This window comes from Streptomyces sindenensis (genome assembly GCF_014649035.1).
Taxonomy (GTDB): Bacteria; Actinomycetota; Actinomycetes; order Streptomycetales; family Streptomycetaceae; genus Streptomyces; species Streptomyces sindenensis.
Genome location: NZ_BMSG01000026.1, coordinates 1 through 17178 on the forward strand (window position 1 = coordinate 1; position 17178 = coordinate 17178).

Genomic DNA, 17178 nt, shown 5'->3' on the forward strand with positions numbered 1-17178 from the left:
GCTACCAAGGTTCACCTCCCGTCACAGCAGCGGCTTGACATCACGATTGGGAAGTCCTTTCGCGGACGGGGCGCGCCGTCGCCGGAGCGTGCGGCGTTCGCACTCATCGATCGCTGATCCGCGGCCCGCAATCTGGGTGATGTCCCCGAACAGCCCGGACCGACGAGGCCGGAGGTCCGGGCCGTCCACTCTCCCACGAACCACAGGAGCCACCGTGACAACCCCGAGCATCCCTGGATTCACCGACCACCGCGTGACCGTCGACGACGGCGTTTGCCTGAAGGCCGCCGTCGGCGGCAGCGGCACCCCCCTCGTGCTGCTGCACGGCTTCCCGCAGACCCACCTGATGTGGCGGCACGTCGCCGCCGACCTCGCCGCCGACCACACCGTGATCTGCCCCGACCTGCGCGGTTACGGGGCCAGTGACAAGCCCGCCGAAACCGGCCCCGGTGTCTACTCCAAGCGGACCATGGCCCGAGACGTCGTGCGCCTCGCCGCCGCACTCGGCCACGACCGCTTCACCCTGGCCGGCCACGACCGCGGCGCCCTGGTCGCCTTCCGTGCCGCGATGGACCACCCGGACGCCGTCGCCCGGGCCCTCTTCCTCGACGTCCTGCCCACCCTCGACATGTGGGACGCCCTGCACGGCCTCGACGCCTGCGTCGGCTTTCACCTCTACCTGATGGCCCAGGCCCCCGGCCTGCCCGAGAAGATGATCCGGGGTGCCGCGGACAGCTTCTTCGGCTACTTCCTCGACGCCTGGACCAAGGATCCGGACGCCCTCCCCGCCGAGATCCGCGCCCACTACCTCGCCGCCTCCGCGGACGCCGTCCCCTCGATCGTCGCCGACTACCGGGCCTCGGCCGGGGTGGACGTGGACCACGACAGGGCCGACAAGGAGAACGGCAACAAGCTGGCCATGCCCGTCACCGTCCTCCAGCAGGACTGGGGCGCCGCCCTCGGCTACCACGCCCAGGGTCTCTGGAGCGCCTGGGCCGACGACCTCCGCCACCGGACCGTCTCCTGCGGGCACTTCATGGCCGAAGAGGACCCCCAACTGATCGCATCCGAGATCCGGGCCCTCACCGGCCGCTGAAGAAGCTCCGCACGGCCCGGCTTCGTCGCCCCGGGCCGAACGGGAGAAGAGGGGCGGCACGGCGTGAGGGCGGCTGAGCCACGGAGCGGACGGCCACGGCTTCCCGCCGAACCCGTGGTGGACGGGGAGCAACCTGACTCCGTCCAGGTGATGGGGGGCTGTACCGAGCCGTTCCCCAGTGGCCCACGCGGCCAACCGCGGCGCCGCGAACACCGCGCTGGGCAACACCCCGGAGGCCGCCTTCTGCGGCAAGAGGCAGGCCTCCGCCCCCAACGCGCGCTCGGCGGAGCCCTCCGGCACCGCTGTCCACCTACCGCTGCGCGCCGAGCGTGACCTGCCCGAACGTCACTGAGGCAGGCACGACGACCACCGGGTCATCGACCGGGGCCGAACCCCGGTGCCGCGTGGTCGCCGGCCGGCGTGCGCCCACGCAGCGCTCACGTCGACCAGACCACCTTGCCGTGGTGCACGATGACCACCTTGGCGTCGGGCCTCAGGACCATCTGGGCGCCGCCGAAGTCGTGCGTCTTGGACGCCCAGATGGCTCGGTCGTCGCCGTTGTGGATGACCAGGTTGCCGTCGGGCTGGAAGATCGCCCGGTGGTTCTCGCCGAAGGTCATGGCGGCCCAGATCGGCTTGTTCTGCTCGTTGTAGACGACGAGGTTGCCGTCCTGCTGCATCGTCATGCGGATGCGGTTGGTGGCCCAGGACTGGCCGACCCCGATGGAACTGGTCGCGGAGACCGTCTGGGTGCCCCAGTTCGGCTTCGGGGCCGCCTTCGGCTTCGGTTCCGGCGAGGCCTTCGGCTTCTCGGCGGCGGCGGTCCTACGGGGAGCCGGCGACGGCGCCACGGGTGCGGGAGCAGCCTTCGGAGCGGTGGTCCTCTTCTTCTCCGTCGGGGACGGCTTCTGTGCCGTCGGGGACGGCGTCGGCTTCACCGCCACGTAGTCGTCCAGGGCCGCCGGGGCCGACTCGGGGTTGAGCACCGTGTCGGCGCTCCCGGCCACCGGTGTCGTACCGCTGTTACGAGGCTCCTCGTCGTTCGCGCTGCCCATCAGCAGCACGGGTATCGCGACCAGGGCGGCGCCGACGAACGCCGCCCCCGCCAGGACCGGTGCGCGGGGGCGGCCGCGGTCGGCAGCGGTGAGGGTCTTGGTGTCCGGCTTCGCGGCGACGGTCGCCGCCAGGGCGATGGCCTCCGTGCGTGCCTCGGGGGCCTCCGCGGTCCGGGCCGTGGAGGTGGAGGAGGGGCCGGACGGGGCGGTGGCGGCCGTCGGGGGTTCCTCGGGCGTGGTGGTGGCTGTGGCCGGGGCCTGGGGAGTGCCGGGAGCGGTCGTCGCGGCGGTCGCGCTCCGGGGCTCCCGCGCCTCGGCCGCGGTGGCGGGCGGCCGGGACACGGGGCCGGTCTCCTCCGCGGCGGGCGGCGGGGACGTGGTGCCGGACTTCTCCGTGGCTGCCGCCGCGGACTCGGTGCCGGGGGCGGGGGGCTCGGGGGGCATGCGCTGACTCCTCCTCGGGGGCGAGCCCAACGTAGCCCGTCGAGGCGGCAGGTGCGGTCTCTCGCCGCGACAGGTCTTTTCGCTTTGTCATCCCACGCCTCTCCTGTCCCGGAAAGTTCCCCACTCGGGCAGCAAACGGGCAGGCAGACGGCCTATACGGGCCCGCTGCCGGACCCCGTGAACGGGGCGCGTATGAGATCCTGTTGAGGCCGTTCGGCACTCAAAGATTCGTACGGAGCCAAGAGTTCAGGTGGATGCCTCCCTCGTGCCGGAAGCCGTCAAGGACGCCGCACGCCGTGCACCCGGCCACTGGGTCGGAATCGTCGATCCGGAGTGGACGCAGGCGCGGACGCCGCCGGAGTGGGCCGTGCTGGGGGAGTGGCAGTCGGACGACAGCGGGAGCGTCGGCGAGTACCGCGCCAACCCCGCCTACCGTCCCTCGGCCCGGGTCCTCGGCTGGCCCGAGCCCACCGACCCGGTGGACGCCGCCGCCCAGCGCGCCGCCACGGGGTACGGCACGGTGGACGAGGCGCTGGCCGCACTCGCGGAAGCGGACGTCACCGTCGTACGCGGGCCGGACGGCGGGCCGCTCATGGCCGCCGGGCGGAGCGGGAAGCCGGTGGTGCTCCTGTTCACCTCGGCCACCCACGCGTTCATGTCCGCGGCACTTCACCATGACACCGTGCCCGCCCGGGAGCTGGCCGGATCGCTGGCTGACAGCGGCGCTCTGTTGATGGTCAACTCCGGTGCCGCTGCTCCCCTGCTCGTTCCCGCCGACAGCCTTCCCGGTGCCGTCGGTTCCGGTCCGGCGGTCCCGGCCGTCGGACCCGGCACGACCGAACTCCGGCCCCACACCACAGGGAGGACCCCGTGACGCGCTCGTCGTCCCCGCAGACCCCCGCTTCCGCCTCCGCCCCCGCTCCCGTACAGGCGAAGACCGAAGCCGCGGAAGCCGAGGCCGCGGAAGCCGAGAGGATATCGGAGGCGGAGAAGGCCCCGGAGGGCGAGAAGGCCGGGCAGGGCCCGCGCCCCGAGGCACAGGCGCCCGCCCCCGACGCCCCGGCCGCAACGCCCGAGGCCGCCCCCTCCTCCTCCGGTGCCTCCGACTCCGGGACCGACCCCGGCTCCTCCGCCCCCGAGACCGACCCCGACGCCTCCGCCGCCCAGAGCCGGCTTCCCGCCCTCGTGCGGACCATGACCGCCACCGCCATCGGGAAGCCGCAGCAGGAGGCGGGGCCCGTGGGACGGCCGGGCAAGGCCGCGCTGGCGGGGGCGGCGGTCGTGGGCGCGCTGCTCGTGTCGGTGCCCTTCCTCGTGCTCGCCGGGAACCACGACGACGGGCCCGAGCGGACGAAGGCCGCCGGGGCCGGGACCGTCCTCGACGGGAGCGGACCGGAGGCGCCGGGCGAGTTCGCCGTCACCGCGCCCGAGGACGGCAAGAAGAGGGAGGGGGAGAAGGACGAGGCGAAGCCGGAGAAGGCCGGCAACCCCGTTCCTGCCATCCCCCCGGCGGACGGCGGCAGGACGGAGGCGAAGAAGGACGAAGGGCCCAAGGACCCGCCGAAGAAGGCCGATTCGTCCAAGGGGAAGTCCGAGGACGAGTCCGCGGGGCAGCCCAGCACCGAGAGCGGTGGCGAGAGCAGGCCCGCCAAGGCCCAGCCCGCCGTCACGTTCAGCGGGCTCGTATCCTTCCGCAGCCACCTCTCCGGCCGCTGCGTCGACGTTCCCGGCCACAACTTCAACGACGGCCAGCCCCTGTTCATGTGGGACTGCAACGGCGCCGACGCACAGAAGTGGCGCTTCGGCTCGGACGGCACGATCCGGGCCAGGGACAAGTGCCTGGACGTGGCCAACGCGAACTTCGCCAACGGCTCCCGTATCCAGCTCGCCTGGTGCAACGGCTCCGCCGCCCAGAAGTTCACCCTGAACGGCGCCCACGACCTGGTGAACACTGTCGTCGGCAAGTGCGTCGACATCCCGAACCACAGCAAGGGGCGCGGCCCGGAGACCTATCTGGTCCTGTGGGAGTGCACCGGGCTCGACAACCAGAAGTGGAGCACCTGACCGGGCGCGCGGAGCGAGACATGATGGCATCGCCGGACCGCCGAACCGCGTCCCCGGCGAAGAGGGGCGTCCGGACAGGACGCCGCCGTAGCAAGGAGGTTGGTGCGTGTCGCGCCAGGTACTGACGGTCGGCCCCGCGGACCGCTATTCCACGATCGGTGAGGCGCTCGCCGCCGCCCGTACCGGTGCGCTCATCAGCGTCCGGCCCGGGACGTACGCGGAGAACCTGGTGATCCACACCCGGGTGACCCTCACCGCCGCCGAGGGCCGGGGCACGGTGGAGATCCGGCCGCGTTCGGGCAGTGTCGTCGCGTTGCGTGCCGACGCCGTCATGCTCTCCGAACTCACCCTGCGCGGCGGGGACCCCGAGTTGCCCGCCGTCGATGTGCGGCGCGGACAGGCCGCGTTCGACGGGTGCGAGATCGTCGGCGCCGCCTGGACCGCGATGCTGGCCGGCGGCACCGGCTCCCTCGCGCTGCGGGACTGCCGGGTGAGCAACCCGCAGGGCGCGGGCATCGTGGTCACCTCCACCACCCCCACCACGGTGGAGTCCTGCACGCTCGAACACCTCGGCACCAGCGGCATCGTCCTCGCCGAACAGGGTGAGGCGCGCGTCCGCGACTGCACGGTGCGGGGCGCGCGGGGCAACGGGCTGCTGGCCAACGGCGAGACGCGGGGCACCGTCGAGGACTGTGACATCTCCTCCACCGACAAGCCCTCCATCGCCCTCGAAGGGGAGTGCGCCGTCTCCGTGGTCCGGACCGTGGTGCACGACACCAGCACCGGCGTGCATCTGAGCAGCGCGGGCCGCACCACCCTGGAGGACGTCCGTGTCACCGGCGCCTCCGGCAACGGGATCGTCCTCGCCGTGGGCACTGATCCCGTCCTGCGCCGCTGCCGTGTCTCGCGCGCACGGGGACACGGTCTGTTCGTCACCGACCGGGCGCGCGGCACCTTCGAGGACTGCTGGGTGGACGGGGCGCAGGGCGCCGCACTGCGGGTGGCCGGGGCCTCCTCCCCGGCGCTGACCGGACTGACCGTGCGTGACTGCGAGGGGGCCGGGCTGTTCCTGGAGGAGGACGCGGCGCCCGAGCTGGACCGCCTTGAGGTCATCGGCTGCTCGCCCGCCGTCTCCCTCCAGGGTGGCGCCAACCCGCTGCTGCGCCGGGCCCGGCTGGTCGAGCCCGCCGGTGACGGCATCGCGGCCGCCAAGGACGCCCGGGGACGCGTCGAGGACTGCGAGATCGTCCGTCCGAAGGGTGCCGGCGTACGGGTGGGCTCCGGCTCCACCCTCTACCTGGCCGGCGGCGGGGTCTTCGACACCGCCACCTGCGGACTGGCCGTGGAGGACGGTGGCAACGTCACCGTCCGCGACTTCCGCGTCGAGATATCGGGCGAGGAGGGCGTGGTCGTCGCGTCCGGCGGTGAACTCACCGCCAACCGCACCACCGTCCACGCCCCCAAGGGCCACGGCTTCCTCCTCGGCGAGGGCGCCCTCGCCTCGCTCAGCGGATGCGAGGCCAACGGCGGTGCCCAGGACGGCTTCCGGGTGGAGTCCACCGCGCCCGTCTCGCTCGTCAACTGCACCGCCCGGGAGAACGAGGGCGGCGGCCTGGTGCAGACCGCGCCCGGCGAACGGCTCGCCGTGGACGGACTCAACAGCGTCGGCAACGGCAAGCGCGACGCCTGGGGCAGCGGCAGCGCCGAGAACACCGACCCGGCCGGCTCCGGCGCCGCCGACGCGCCACCGCCGGACCGCGCGGACGGCCCGCTCGGCGCCCTCAACGCGCTGATCGGCCTGGAGAACGTCAAGCAGCAGGTACGCACCCTGGTCAACCTCACCCAGCTCGCCCAGCGCCGCGAACAACTCGGCATGCCCGCACCGCCGATGAGCAGACACCTGATCTTCGCGGGCCCGCCCGGCACCGGCAAGACCACCGTCGCCCGCCTCTACGGGGCGATCCTCGCCGAACTGGGCTCGCTGCGCAGCGGTCACCTGGTCGAGGTCTCCCGCGCCGACCTGGTCGCCCAAGTCGTCGGCGGCACCGCCATCAAGACCTCCGAGACCTTCCAACGGGCCCTGGGGGGCGTCCTCTTCATCGACGAGGCGTACACCCTCACCGCCGACAGCGGCAACGGCGGAGCCGACTTCGGCCGCGAAGCCGTCGACACCCTGCTGAAGCTCATGGAGGACCACCGCGACGACGTCGTCGTGGTCGCCGCCGGATACTCCCGCGAGATGGAGTCCTTCCTCAGCTCCAACCCGGGCCTCGCGTCCCGCTTCTCGCGGACCGTCGAGTTCGAGAACTACTCCGTGGACGACCTGGTCGCGATCATGGAGAGCATGTGCACCCAGCACCAGTACGAGCTGGGGGAGGGCACGGCCCAGGCACTGGCCGCCCACTTCGGGGCCATGGACCGGGACGCCGGATTCGGCAACGGCCGCGCCGCACGCGGGGTGTTCGAGGAGATGGTGGACCGCCAGGCGATCCGGCTCTCCGCCCGTACACAGGTCAGCGAGCAGGATCTGCGGCTGCTGTTGCCCGAGGACGTCTCCGCCACCGCCGCCGCGTCGGCCGCCGAGACCGCCGTACCCGCCGACGACCCGCTGACCCGCCTCGGCGACATGATCGGACTGGCCGAGGTGAAGCGCGAGGTCGCCGATCTGGTCAACCTCATCACCACGGCCCGCCACCGCGCCGCCGCCGGGCTGCCCGTCCCCAGCCTCAGCAACCACCTGGTCTTCACCGGCCCGCCCGGCACCGGCAAGACCACCGTCGCCCGGCTCTACGGCGAGGTGCTCACCCAGCTCGGTGTGCTGGAGCGCGGCCAGCTCATCGAGGCTGCCCGCGCCGACCTCGTCGGCCGCTACATCGGCCACACCGCCCAGTTGACCCGCGAGGTCTTCGAAAAGGCCCGTGGCGGTGTGCTGTTCATCGACGAGGCCTACACCCTCACCCCGCGCGGCGGCGGCGCCGACTTCGGGCAGGAGGCGGTGGACACCCTGCTGAAGCTGATGGAGGACCACCGCGACGAGGTCGTCGTCATCGTCGCCGGATACACCGACGAGATGGAACGCTTCCTCGCCTCCAACCCCGGCCTCTCGTCCCGCTTCCCGCGCCGGATCGCCTTCGCCGACTACTCCTCCGAGGAACTGGTCACCATCGTGCGCGCCCAGGCCGCCGCCATGGGGTACGAGTGCGGCCCCGGCACCGGACCGCTGCTCAAGGAGCACTTCGACGCGGTACCCCGCGACCGGTCCTTCGGCAACGCCCGCCTGGCCCGCCAGGTCGTCGAGTCGATGGTCACCCGCCAGGCGGGCAGGATCAGTTCGCTTGCCGCGCCCACCCTGGACGACCTGCGCATCCTCCTCCCGGCGGACGTCTCCGCCGTGGGCCCGAAGGCGGTGCCGCAGTGAGGCCGCCCGAGCGACGGACGACCGGGAGGCCCCGGACGGCCAGGACGACCCGCCTGCTGTACGGGGCCGCTCTCGCCGCCGTCCTGGTGGTGCCCGTGGCCGTACCCGCCCACGCCGGACCCCTCTCCCGTACCCCCGTGGCATCCCCCGCCGCCGACGGGTCCAAGGGCCAGGAGCTGCCCGGGATGCCCGTCGCGCTCGACGCGCGGGCCGAGGCCGTCGTCTGCACCCCCGCCTCCAAGGAGGGGGCGAAGAAGCAGGACTGGTCGCGCCAGCGCCTCGACCTGGACCGGCTGCACCGGCACACCACCGGAGCCGGCGTGACCGTCGCGCTGATCTCCACCGGCGTCGCCCCCGGGGCCGAAGGGCTCGACGGCCGCGTCACCGCCACGGGCGAGGCCGCCGACGACTGCGTGGGCCAAGGGACGTTCCTGGCCGGGCTGATCGCGGGCTCCGGCGGCCCGACCCCGCGCCTTGCCGGGGTCGCGCCGGCCGCGAAGATCCTCGCTCTGCGCGGCACCGACCGGCGCGGGCAGCCGGACTCCGCGCTCGTCACGGCGGCCGTCCGGGCCGCGACCACCGCCGAGGCCGACGTCATCGCGGTCGCCGTCGCCCTCCCGCGCAAGGACGCCGCGCTCACCCGGGCCGTCGCCGAGGCCCGCAAGGCCGGGGCGGTGGTGGTCGCGGCGGCCACCCCGGAGCCGCCGTCGCGCGGGTCGGCCGACGAGATCCCCTCCCGTACCTACTGGCCCGCCGGCGAGCCCGGCGTCCTCGCGGTCGCCGACATGCTGCCCGCCGGCGCCCGGCCGGACAGCGCGCTGCGCACCGAGGACATCGATCTGGCCGCCCCGGGCGCCGGGGTGGTCTCCGGTGGGCCGCGCGGGAAGGGGCACTACCTCGGCGGCGGCGTCGCGGTGGCCACCGCGTACGCGGCCGGGGCAGCCGCGGCCGTCCGCGCCGCCCACCCCCAGGAGCCGGCCGACGCGGTGACCCGTCGGCTGACCGCCACCGCGTACCCGGCCGACATCCCCCAACTGGACGCCTACGCCGCCGTCACCACGGTCCTCGGCGACACCGCCCCGGCTCCCGCGGGTGCGGAGCGGGCCACCGGCACCGTGGCCGTACGCGACACCTCCGACGCCGACCGCGCCACCGGCCGGGCGGTCCTCTTCGTCCTGCTCGGGTCGGCCGGCGTCCTCTCCCTCCTCTGGGCCGGCTTCGCCCTCACCCGGGCCCGCGCCCGGGGCTGGCGTCCGGCGGGGGCGGGCACCCCCGACCAGGGCTGAACGCGGATGGGTCCCCTCCGGCCGGAGGGGACCCATCCACGTTCGCCCGGCCCTATTCGACCAGGGCCGTCTGCACCAGCCTCGGCTTGCGGCGCTGGATGTGCAGCGCCCGGCCCGGCGGCAGGTTCAGCGGCTTCGCGTTGCCGAAGAGACGGCCCTCCGTGGGCGGACAGGACAGCAGGACCGCCGGGTTGTTGGCCTCGTCCAGCCGGCGGATCAGCCCGTCGCTCAGACCGCGCCCCGCGCCCATCGCGCTGCGGGCGACGACCAGGTGCAGGCCCATCTCGTAGCCCAGGGTCAGATGCTCGAAGAGCGGCTCGAAGGGGCTCTGGAAGGAGTTGCCGGACACCATGTCGTAGTCGTCGACCAGGACGAACAGGCGCGGGCCCGTCCACCAGTCGCACCGGCGCATCCGGGCGGGCGAGATGTCGGCCCCGGGCACCCGGGTCTTCATCGCCCGGGCCGCCCCCTCGATGGTCTCGTTGAGGTTGTCGAGGGAGATGACATGCCCGATGCGGTACTCCTCGGGGATGGCGTCGACCAGGGTGCGGCGGTAGTCCACCGCGATGATCTTCGCCTCCTCGGGGGCGTACCGGGCGGTGATGCCCTGCGTGATCAGGCGCAGCAGATTGGTCTTGCCGCTCTCGGTGTCGCCGACCGCGATCAGGTGCGGGGTCCGGCTGAAGTCGTGCCAGACCGGTTCCAGCGCGTCCTGGTCGAGACCGAGCGCGAGGCGCATGCCGCCGCCCTCCGTGGCCTCGGGGGAGGGGAGTTCGGAGACCGGCAGCCGGTGCGGGAGCATCCGCACCTGCGGGGCGGCAGGACCGGACCAGTGCCGGGAGATCTCCCCGACGAGGTGGGTCACGCCCTCGCCGAGGTCCTCCAGGGACCCCACGCCGTCCAGCCGGGGCAGCCCCGCGAGGAAGTGCATCTTGCTGTCGGCGGTGATGCCCCGGCCGCCCGTGCGCGGCACCGAACGGGCCTTGCGGGTGTCGATCTCGGAGTCCATCGGATCACCCATCCGCAGCTCCAGACGAGTGGCGGCCTGGTCGCGGACCTGTGCCGACAGCTCCACCCAGCGGGTGGTGGTGATGAGCAGATGGATGCCGTAGTTGAGGCCCCGGGCTGCGAGTTCGTTGAACTTCGGGATCAGGTCGTCGTAGTCCTGGCGGACCGTCGACCAGCCGTCGACCACCATGAACACATCGCCGAACGGCTCGTCGGGGAACTCCCCGGCGGCCCGGCGGCGCCGGTAGGACTGCATGGAGTCCAGCGTGTGGTCCACGAAGAACTGCTCGCGACGGGCCAGCAGCGCCATGACTTCGGCCACCGTCCGGTGCACCCGCTCCGGGTTGAGTCGCGCCGCGACCCCGCCGACGTGCGGCAGCGCGGCGAGCTGGGAGAGGCCGCCGCCGCCGAAGTCCAGGCAGTAGAACTGCACTTCGGCCGGGGTGTGGGTGAGTGCCAGGGCGGCGATGAGGGTCCGGGCGAGCGTGGACTTGCCGCTCTGCGAACCGCCCGCGACGGCGACATGGCCTCCCGCCCCGGACAGGTCCACGATCAGCGGGTCGCGGCGCTGCTCGAACGGCTTGTCCACCAGGCCGACCGGAACCCGCAGCTTCCCGGTGCCCGGCCAGCCCGCCGCCGTCAGCCCCCGCTGCTCGTCCGGCGTGATCCCGGGCAGCAGCGCGTCCAGCGGTGACGGTTCGTCCAGCGGCGGCAGCCACACCTGGTGGGCGTCGGGCCCGGAGCCGCGCAGCCGGTCCAGCGCCACATCGAGCAGCGCCTCCTCGTCCTCGGCCTCCTCCGTCTCCGGCTCCGGGTCGGGCGGGGTCTCCAGGGTGCGCGGCACCACCCACCCGCTGGTCCACGGCACCACCTGGCTCGCCACCCGGGCCTGCACCACCGCACCGGTCCGCCGTCGGTACGTCCCCGAGGAGTACGCGGCGCGGAACCGGGTCAGGGCCTCCACCCCGGACTTCAGATAGCCGCTGCCGGGCGCGGCGGGCAGTTTGTAGGCGTCCGGTACGCCGAGCACGCCGCGGCTCTCCATCGCGGAGAAGGTCCGCAGCCCGATGCGGTACGAGAGATGGCTCTCCAGCTGGTGCATACGCCCCTCGTCCAGGCGCTGCGAGGCGAGCAGCAGATGCACGCCGAGCGAGCGGCCGAGGCGGCCGATCATCACGAACAGCTCCATGAACTCCCGGTGGGTGGAGAGCAGTTCGCTGAACTCGTCGACCACCACGAAGAGGCTGGGCAGCGGCGACAGGTCGGCTCCGGCGGCGCGGGCCCGCTCGTACTCCAGCGCCGAGGTGTAGTTGCCCGCGGCGCGCAGCAGCTCCTGGCGGCGGATGAGTTCACCGTGCAGGGCGTCCTGCATGCGTTCCACCAGGGCGACTTCGTCGGCCAGGTTGGTGATCACGGCGGAGGTGTGCGGGAGTTCCTCCAGGCCGAGGAAGGTGGCGCCGCCCTTGAAGTCGACCAGGACGAAGTTCAGCGTCTCGGAGGAGTTGGTCAGGGCGAGCCCGAGGACGAGGGTGCGCAGCAGTTCGCTCTTTCCGGAGCCGGTGGCGCCGATGAGCATGCCGTGCGGGCCCATGCCGCCCTGCGCCGACTCCTTGATGTCCAGCTCCACCGGGCGGCCGTCCACGCCGACCGCGATCGGCACCCGCAGCCGGCCGGAGCCGGAGTGCCGGGCGAACAGGGTCTGCGGGTCGTGCCGGTGCAGATCGGGAATGCCGAGCAGGGTCGTCAGCTCGACGTCGGTGTCCAGCGGCTGCGCGATATCGGTGCCGAGGCTCATCCGGCGCGGGGTGAGCAGCCGGGCCAGCGACTCCGCGCCGAGCGGACCGAGCCGGTCGGGCCGGCCGAGCGGCACCGTACGCTCCTTGCGACTGCGGTCGGTGCGCACCAGGTTCACCTGGTCGGGCCCCACGGTGAGGCGCAGCGTGTTGCGGCCGGGCCGCCAGCGCAGGGCCCCGGACACATCCAGGACCAGGGCGTTGCGGTAGCCGTGGCCCTCCCAGCGGTGGCCCTCCGGGACGCTGACGCCGTCCAGTACGACGACCGTGTACGGTTCGTCGCGGCCGGGCCGGGCGTCCGGGTCGAACCCGGGGCGCTCGGCGAACTCGGCGCCGAGCAGATCGTCCAGCTCGGTGAGGTCGGCGGTGATCCGGCGCGCCTGCCCCGCCCCGTCCTCCTCGTGCGGATCCAGCACGTGCGGCAGCCACTTGACCCACTCCCAGTCGGCCCGCCGCTCGTCGCTGACACAGAACGCGATCCACAGCTCCTCGGGAGCGTGGAACACCGCGAGCTGCCCGAGCATCGCCCGCACCAGGGCCCGTACGGCGTCCCGCTCCGGGCCCAGGGCGCCGGGCGGCGCCCCGTCCGGCGATTCCTCCGGATCCTCCTCCGGGCGCAGCAGGATCCGGGCCGAGGAGCGCAGGTAGAGGCCCAGCGGCTGGTCCGGGATGGTGGAGTAGGCCCGGATGAAACGGCGCAGCGCGTGCGCGCAGAGTGGTTCGAGATCCTCGACCGGGCGGGTGGAGACCGGGTCGAGGGTGAGCGCGAGCTGCTGTTCGCCCACCGCGAGCCGGACCTCGCCGAAGTCCTCGTCGGCCGGACGGCGTTCCCACAGCCGGGAGGTGCGGGCCAGCGAGCGCAGCGAGGCGGGCTCCGGGTGACGCCAGGCCAGCGCCCGCTGCTGCTCCGCGACAGTGGTCCGCACCCGCTTGCGGGTCTGGGCCAAGTAGCGGAGGTAGTCGCGCCGTTCGCCCTTCAGCCGCTGCTTGCGCTCGCTGGAGCGGCGCATCAGCTGCCCGAGCAGCATGGCGCCGGCGGAGAGCGCCATGACGCCCATCGCCAGATACATGAAGACGCCGTTCCCGCCGCCGGGGCGCAGGAACATCAGCATCATCGACACCGACATCAGCGCCATCGGCAGGTACGTCCACACCGCCGAGGTGTCGGGCACCGTCTCGGCGAGGACGGGCGGCTCCTGGAGGGTCAACCGCCCCTCGGGCATCTCCGGCCCGCGCCTGCGGGCCGGGCGGCGAAACAGCACGACACTCAAGGAACAGAACCTCCGGTTCGCCGACTTTCCGGCCCGTCGAATACCGGTACGTCGGGCAGGGGAAAACCACACCAGGCTGATTCATTCGGGGCGGCGCATGCTCCGATGAACGCCGGGTGAATGTCTCGCGCGGATAGCGCGGGGCGGCCAACTTCCGTGAAGGCCGACCCGCATACCGGATTCGAGGCCCGGCCCGCGCGGCACGGCCGGTGGCCGCAGGCAGTAGTCTGCATTCACGGAACGCGCCCTGTCCACGCGGGGGGCCCTCACCGGTCTGCGGGCACAATTTCCTTGCCGGGCCCCCTGCTTCACGGCCGCGCGGACTTTCCGTACTGTTCGCACATTCCCTCTCCCGGGGAAGTCCTCTGTCAAAGCCTGCACGGAAGACGAGAGTTCTACTGATGACCGACAGTGCGGTGGCCGAAACGTGCCGCCTGACCGTACGTGCGCCGAGCGTCACCATCGATCTGGCCGTGCCCGCCGACGTACCGGTCGCCGATCTGCTGCCCACCCTCCTGCGGTACGTCGGTGAGGAGGCCGAGGAGGCCGGGCTCGATCACGCCGGCTGGGTGCTCCAGCGGCTCGGCGACGCCCCGCTCGACGAGGAGACCACCCTGGCCCGGGCCGGACTCGCCGACGGTGAGGTGCTCCACCTGCGCCCGCACACCGAGGCGCTGCCCGAGGCCCGGCTCGACGACCTGGTCGACGGGATGGCCGAGACGGTGGCCCGCCGCCTGCACACGTGGCACGCCGGGGCCGCCCGCGGCCTGCTGGTGGGCACCGCCGTGGCGACCGTGGCGACCGCTCTGGTGATGGTGTTCCGGCCCGGCGTGGCCGACTCCGCCACCCGGGCCGCCTGCGCGGCCGTCGCCGGGGTGCTGCTCCTCGCGGGCGCCGGCTCCGCCAGCCGCGCGGTCGGCGACCGCCTCTCCGCGACCGCGCTCGGCCTGCTGGTCGCCCCGTGCTTCGCCCTGGTCGGCTGGGTGCTGCCCGGCGGCGATCCGGCCGGACCCGACGCGGCGCAGGTCGTGGGCGCCCGGCTGCTGGCGGCCGGTGCGGCGGCGGCGGGCGGCGCCGTCCTCGCGCTCGCCGCGACCGCCGTCGGCGCCCCCGCCCTGCTGGCCACCGCCGTGGTCGCCGCGGCCACCGCGCTCTCCGGGGCCCTGATGGGCTACACGAGCCTGGACGCGGCGGCCTCGGTCGCGCTGGTGGCGACGGTCGTCGTACTCGCCGCCGGGGCCGTGGCGCCCTTCGCCTTCAAGTTGGCCGGAATGCGCATGCCCGCCCTGCCGTCCTCCGCCGGGCAGCTCCAGGAAGGCATCGACCCGTACGCGGGCGACGAGGTCGCCGAGCGCACCGAACTCGCCGGGCGCTGGGTCACCGCGCTCTTCGCCGCCACCGGCACCATCACCACCGCCGCTCTGGCCGTTCTCGCCCACACCCCGGACCTCCCCGAGACGCTCACCGCACTCGCACTGGCCCTGCTGCTGCTCCTGCACTCCCGGGGTCTGGTCCACATCGGCCAGCGGCTCTCCCTGGCCGTGCCCGGGATCTGCGGACTGCTGCTCCTCGCCCGCGCCTGGGCGGTGGACAGCGACGCCGACGGCCGCGTGGTCGTCTTCGCGGTGCTGCTCGCCACCGCTGCCGCCCTGGTGACCGCGTCCTGGATCGTGCCGGGCCGCCGGGTGCTGCCGTACTGGGGCCGGGCGGCGGAGCTGGCCCACACCGGCTTCGCGGTCGCGCTGCTGCCGTTCGCCCTCTGGGTGGCCGGCCTCTTCGGCCGGCTGCGCGGCCTGTTCGGCTGAGCACCGCGTACGCCGGTTGAACCAGAGACGAGTTGAGGAGAGGCTGTGCAGTCCAAGCGCGACCAGGTCCAGGCCCACGGATTCATGATGGGCAGGCTCAGCTCGGGCCTGCTGATGGCCGACCCGGATGCCCCCGAGAGCCCGCTGGGCCGCACCACCCGGGGCGTCGTCTTCGGCCTGCTGGTGACCGTCCTGATCGGCGCGGGCGCCACCGTCTACGGGCTGCTGCGCCCCGGCGGCAACGACACCTGGCGCAAGGGCGAGCACCTGGTGGTCAACCGCGACACCGGCGCCCGCTACCTGTGGACCGGCACCGACGGCGTCCTGCACCCGGTGCGCAACTACGCCTCGGCCCGGCTGATCGGCGGGTCCGACCTCAAGTCCGTGGACGTCTCCACGGCCTCACTGCGCGACGTTCCCGTGGGGACCCCGGCGGGCATCCCCGGCGCCCCGGACACCCTGCCCGACCCGGGCCGGCTCGACGCCGGGGCCTGGCACATGTGCGTCACCGGGCCGGACGGCGCGCTGCCCAGCACCTCCGGCGGGGCCGCGGACGCCGGGGTGGACCGGCCGGGAGCCACCACCCTCGTCGCCGGGGCACCGCTGGACTCCCAGGACGTGGGCGCCGGTCGCGGGGTGCTCGTCCGCGGCCCGGACCGCACCGAGTACCTGGTGTGGCGGGGCAGCCGGCTCGCGCTGGACCGCGAGTCCGACGCCCGCAACGCCCTCGGCTACGGCTCCGAACGGGCCATGCCGGTCTCGGCGGCCTTCCTCGACGCCCTCGCCCCCGGCCCCGCCCTGAAGCCGCCGGAGGTCGCGGGACGTGGGGAGAAGGGCCCGGTCATCGGCGGTCGACCGAGCACGGTCGGCCAGCTCTTCGAGGTGAGCGTGCCCGGCGGCGGCAGCACGTACCACCTGCTGCGCAAGGACGGCCTCGTGCCGCTCTCCGGACTGGAGGCCGCCCTCGTGCTGGGCGACCCGGCCACCCAGAAGGACGCCTACCAGGGGCGCTCGCCCGAGGCCCGCGCGGTCGGCGCCGACGCGCTCCGTACGCACCGGGCGAAGGACACGGCCGGTGCCGGCTCCGCGGGCGCGGAGCTGCCCCGCACACCGCCCGCCCCGCATTCCGCGCCGCGCGGCACCGCCCTCTGCGCCCAGGTGGACGGGGGTGACGGAGGCGCCCGGATCCGGTCGGTGCTGGTCCCGCTGACCGCACTCGCCCCGGCCGCGGTGTCGCAGGGGACCGCCCAGCCGCTGGCCGCCGCCTGCGTCCGGACCGACGCCACCGTCGTACGCCCCGGGCGCGGCGCCCTGGTCCGGGCCCTGCACGCGAGCGGCGCCGCACACGCCGGGACCACCTATCTGGTCGCCGACAACGGTGTGAAGTACCGGTTCCCGGCCAAGGACTCCCTGACGGCGCTCGGTTACGGGGAGGGGGACATCGGCTCGGTCCCGGCGCCGCTGCTCGCCGCACTGCCGACCGGTGCGGACCTCGATCCGGCCGCCGCCTCCGGTGTCGCGGAGCCCCGCGTGACCGCCCCGAAGTGCGGGGCGGTCGCCGCGGCCGGGACAGACGACTCCCGGCCATGATCCAGACGAAATCCCCCATACGGTGCCGAAGAAAGGAAAATGGGTGGGGAAGCGGAACTTCACCCATGACTCGGCGGCGAGCACGTCCTCCTGGGTGTGGGCCACGCGCGATAGCAAACCTCAGAAAAAGCTCAGAAATTCGCCGCCCGCATCTCCGCGGAATCTGGCGCGAGAGGCCCACCACCCCGAAAACGGGCGCCCCCGATGACCGTTCGGATTCTTCCGCTGCCCGTTTCCCGTCCGCATCGACCGGTACGGACGGACGGCACGTGGTCCGCGTTCATTTCGTGGAAACCTGCGGACAACTCAGGTGGCACGCAAGAAATCTGACGCGCAGAACTATGCTCA

At 73.5% G+C, this 17178-nt stretch carries 10 protein-coding genes; 8 read left to right on the top strand and 2 right to left on the bottom strand.

Going from position 1 to position 17178, the window contains the following annotated elements:
- Window positions 1-214 precede the first annotated feature (214 nt).
- Together IE145_RS24315 and IE145_RS24320 are read left to right on the top strand one after the other, a co-directional pair.
- The gene (locus IE145_RS24315; protein ID WP_229825788.1) at window positions 215-1096 is read left to right on the top strand and encodes an alpha/beta hydrolase; all 882 of its coding nucleotides are present in this window, start codon (window positions 215-217) and stop codon (window positions 1094-1096) included.
- A gap of 178 nt (window positions 1097-1274) precedes the next feature.
- Window positions 1275-1448: a hypothetical protein gene (locus IE145_RS24320; protein ID WP_189527577.1), complete on the top strand. Its 174-nt coding sequence runs from the start codon at window positions 1275-1277 to the stop codon at window positions 1446-1448.
- 85 nt (window positions 1449-1533) lie between these two features.
- Here IE145_RS24320 and IE145_RS24325 read toward each other — a convergent pair whose 3' ends face one another.
- On the bottom strand, window positions 1534-2595 hold the full coding sequence (locus IE145_RS24325; RefSeq protein ID WP_189527578.1) for a mannose-binding protein: 1062 nt from the start codon (window positions 2593-2595) through the stop codon (window positions 1534-1536).
- Window positions 2596-2845: 250 nt separating this feature from the next.
- On the opposite strand from IE145_RS24325, the gene IE145_RS24330 reads away from it, so the two are divergent.
- The 4 genes from IE145_RS24330 (at window position 2846) to IE145_RS24345 (ending at window position 9363) form a co-directional block, all read left to right on the top strand.
- Window positions 2846-3469, top strand: a complete 624-nt coding sequence (locus tag IE145_RS24330; protein WP_189527579.1) for a type VII secretion system-associated protein — start codon at window positions 2846-2848, stop codon at window positions 3467-3469.
- The gene (locus IE145_RS24335) at window positions 3466-4659 is read left to right on the top strand and encodes a ricin-type beta-trefoil lectin domain protein (protein ID WP_189527580.1); all 1194 of its coding nucleotides are present in this window, start codon (window positions 3466-3468) and stop codon (window positions 4657-4659) included. Before IE145_RS24330 ends, IE145_RS24335 begins: the two co-directional genes overlap by 4 nt.
- Before the next feature lie 106 nt (window positions 4660-4765).
- On the top strand, window positions 4766-8077 hold the full coding sequence (locus IE145_RS24340; RefSeq protein WP_189527581.1) for a right-handed parallel beta-helix repeat-containing protein: 3312 nt from the start codon (window positions 4766-4768) through the stop codon (window positions 8075-8077).
- On the top strand, window positions 8074-9363 hold the full coding sequence (locus tag IE145_RS24345) for a S8 family serine peptidase (protein WP_189527582.1): 1290 nt from the start codon (window positions 8074-8076) through the stop codon (window positions 9361-9363). The genes IE145_RS24340 and IE145_RS24345 overlap by 4 nt, the downstream gene beginning before the upstream one ends.
- 52 nt (window positions 9364-9415) lie before the next feature.
- Here the strand turns inward: IE145_RS24345 and eccCa are convergent, their stop codons facing one another.
- Window positions 9416-13435, bottom strand: a complete 4020-nt coding sequence (gene eccCa / locus IE145_RS24350) for a type VII secretion protein EccCa (RefSeq protein ID WP_195826269.1) — start codon at window positions 13433-13435, stop codon at window positions 9416-9418.
- 401 nt (window positions 13436-13836) lie between these two features.
- On the opposite strand from eccCa, the gene eccD reads away from it, so the two are divergent.
- Together eccD and eccB are read left to right on the top strand one after the other, a co-directional pair.
- Window positions 13837-15240 (top strand): type VII secretion integral membrane protein EccD, encoded by a 1404-nt coding sequence (gene eccD, locus IE145_RS24355; RefSeq protein ID WP_189527583.1) that lies wholly within the window; start codon window positions 13837-13839, stop codon window positions 15238-15240.
- A gap of 45 nt (window positions 15241-15285) precedes the next feature.
- Window positions 15286-16830 (top strand): type VII secretion protein EccB, encoded by a 1545-nt coding sequence (gene eccB / locus IE145_RS24360; RefSeq protein WP_189527584.1) that lies wholly within the window; start codon window positions 15286-15288, stop codon window positions 16828-16830.
- The last annotated feature ends 348 nt before the right edge of the window (window positions 16831-17178 follow it).

What these genes read in the sequence shown, in the direction of transcription:
- IE145_RS24325 (WP_189527578.1), bottom strand. Translation starts at nt 2,595, where the DNA reads ATGCCCCCCGAGCCCCCCGCCCCCGGCACCGAGTCCGCGGCGGCAGCC.
- eccD (WP_189527583.1), top strand. Translation starts at nt 13,837, where the DNA reads ATGACCGACAGTGCGGTGGCCGAAACGTGCCGCCTGACCGTACGTGCG.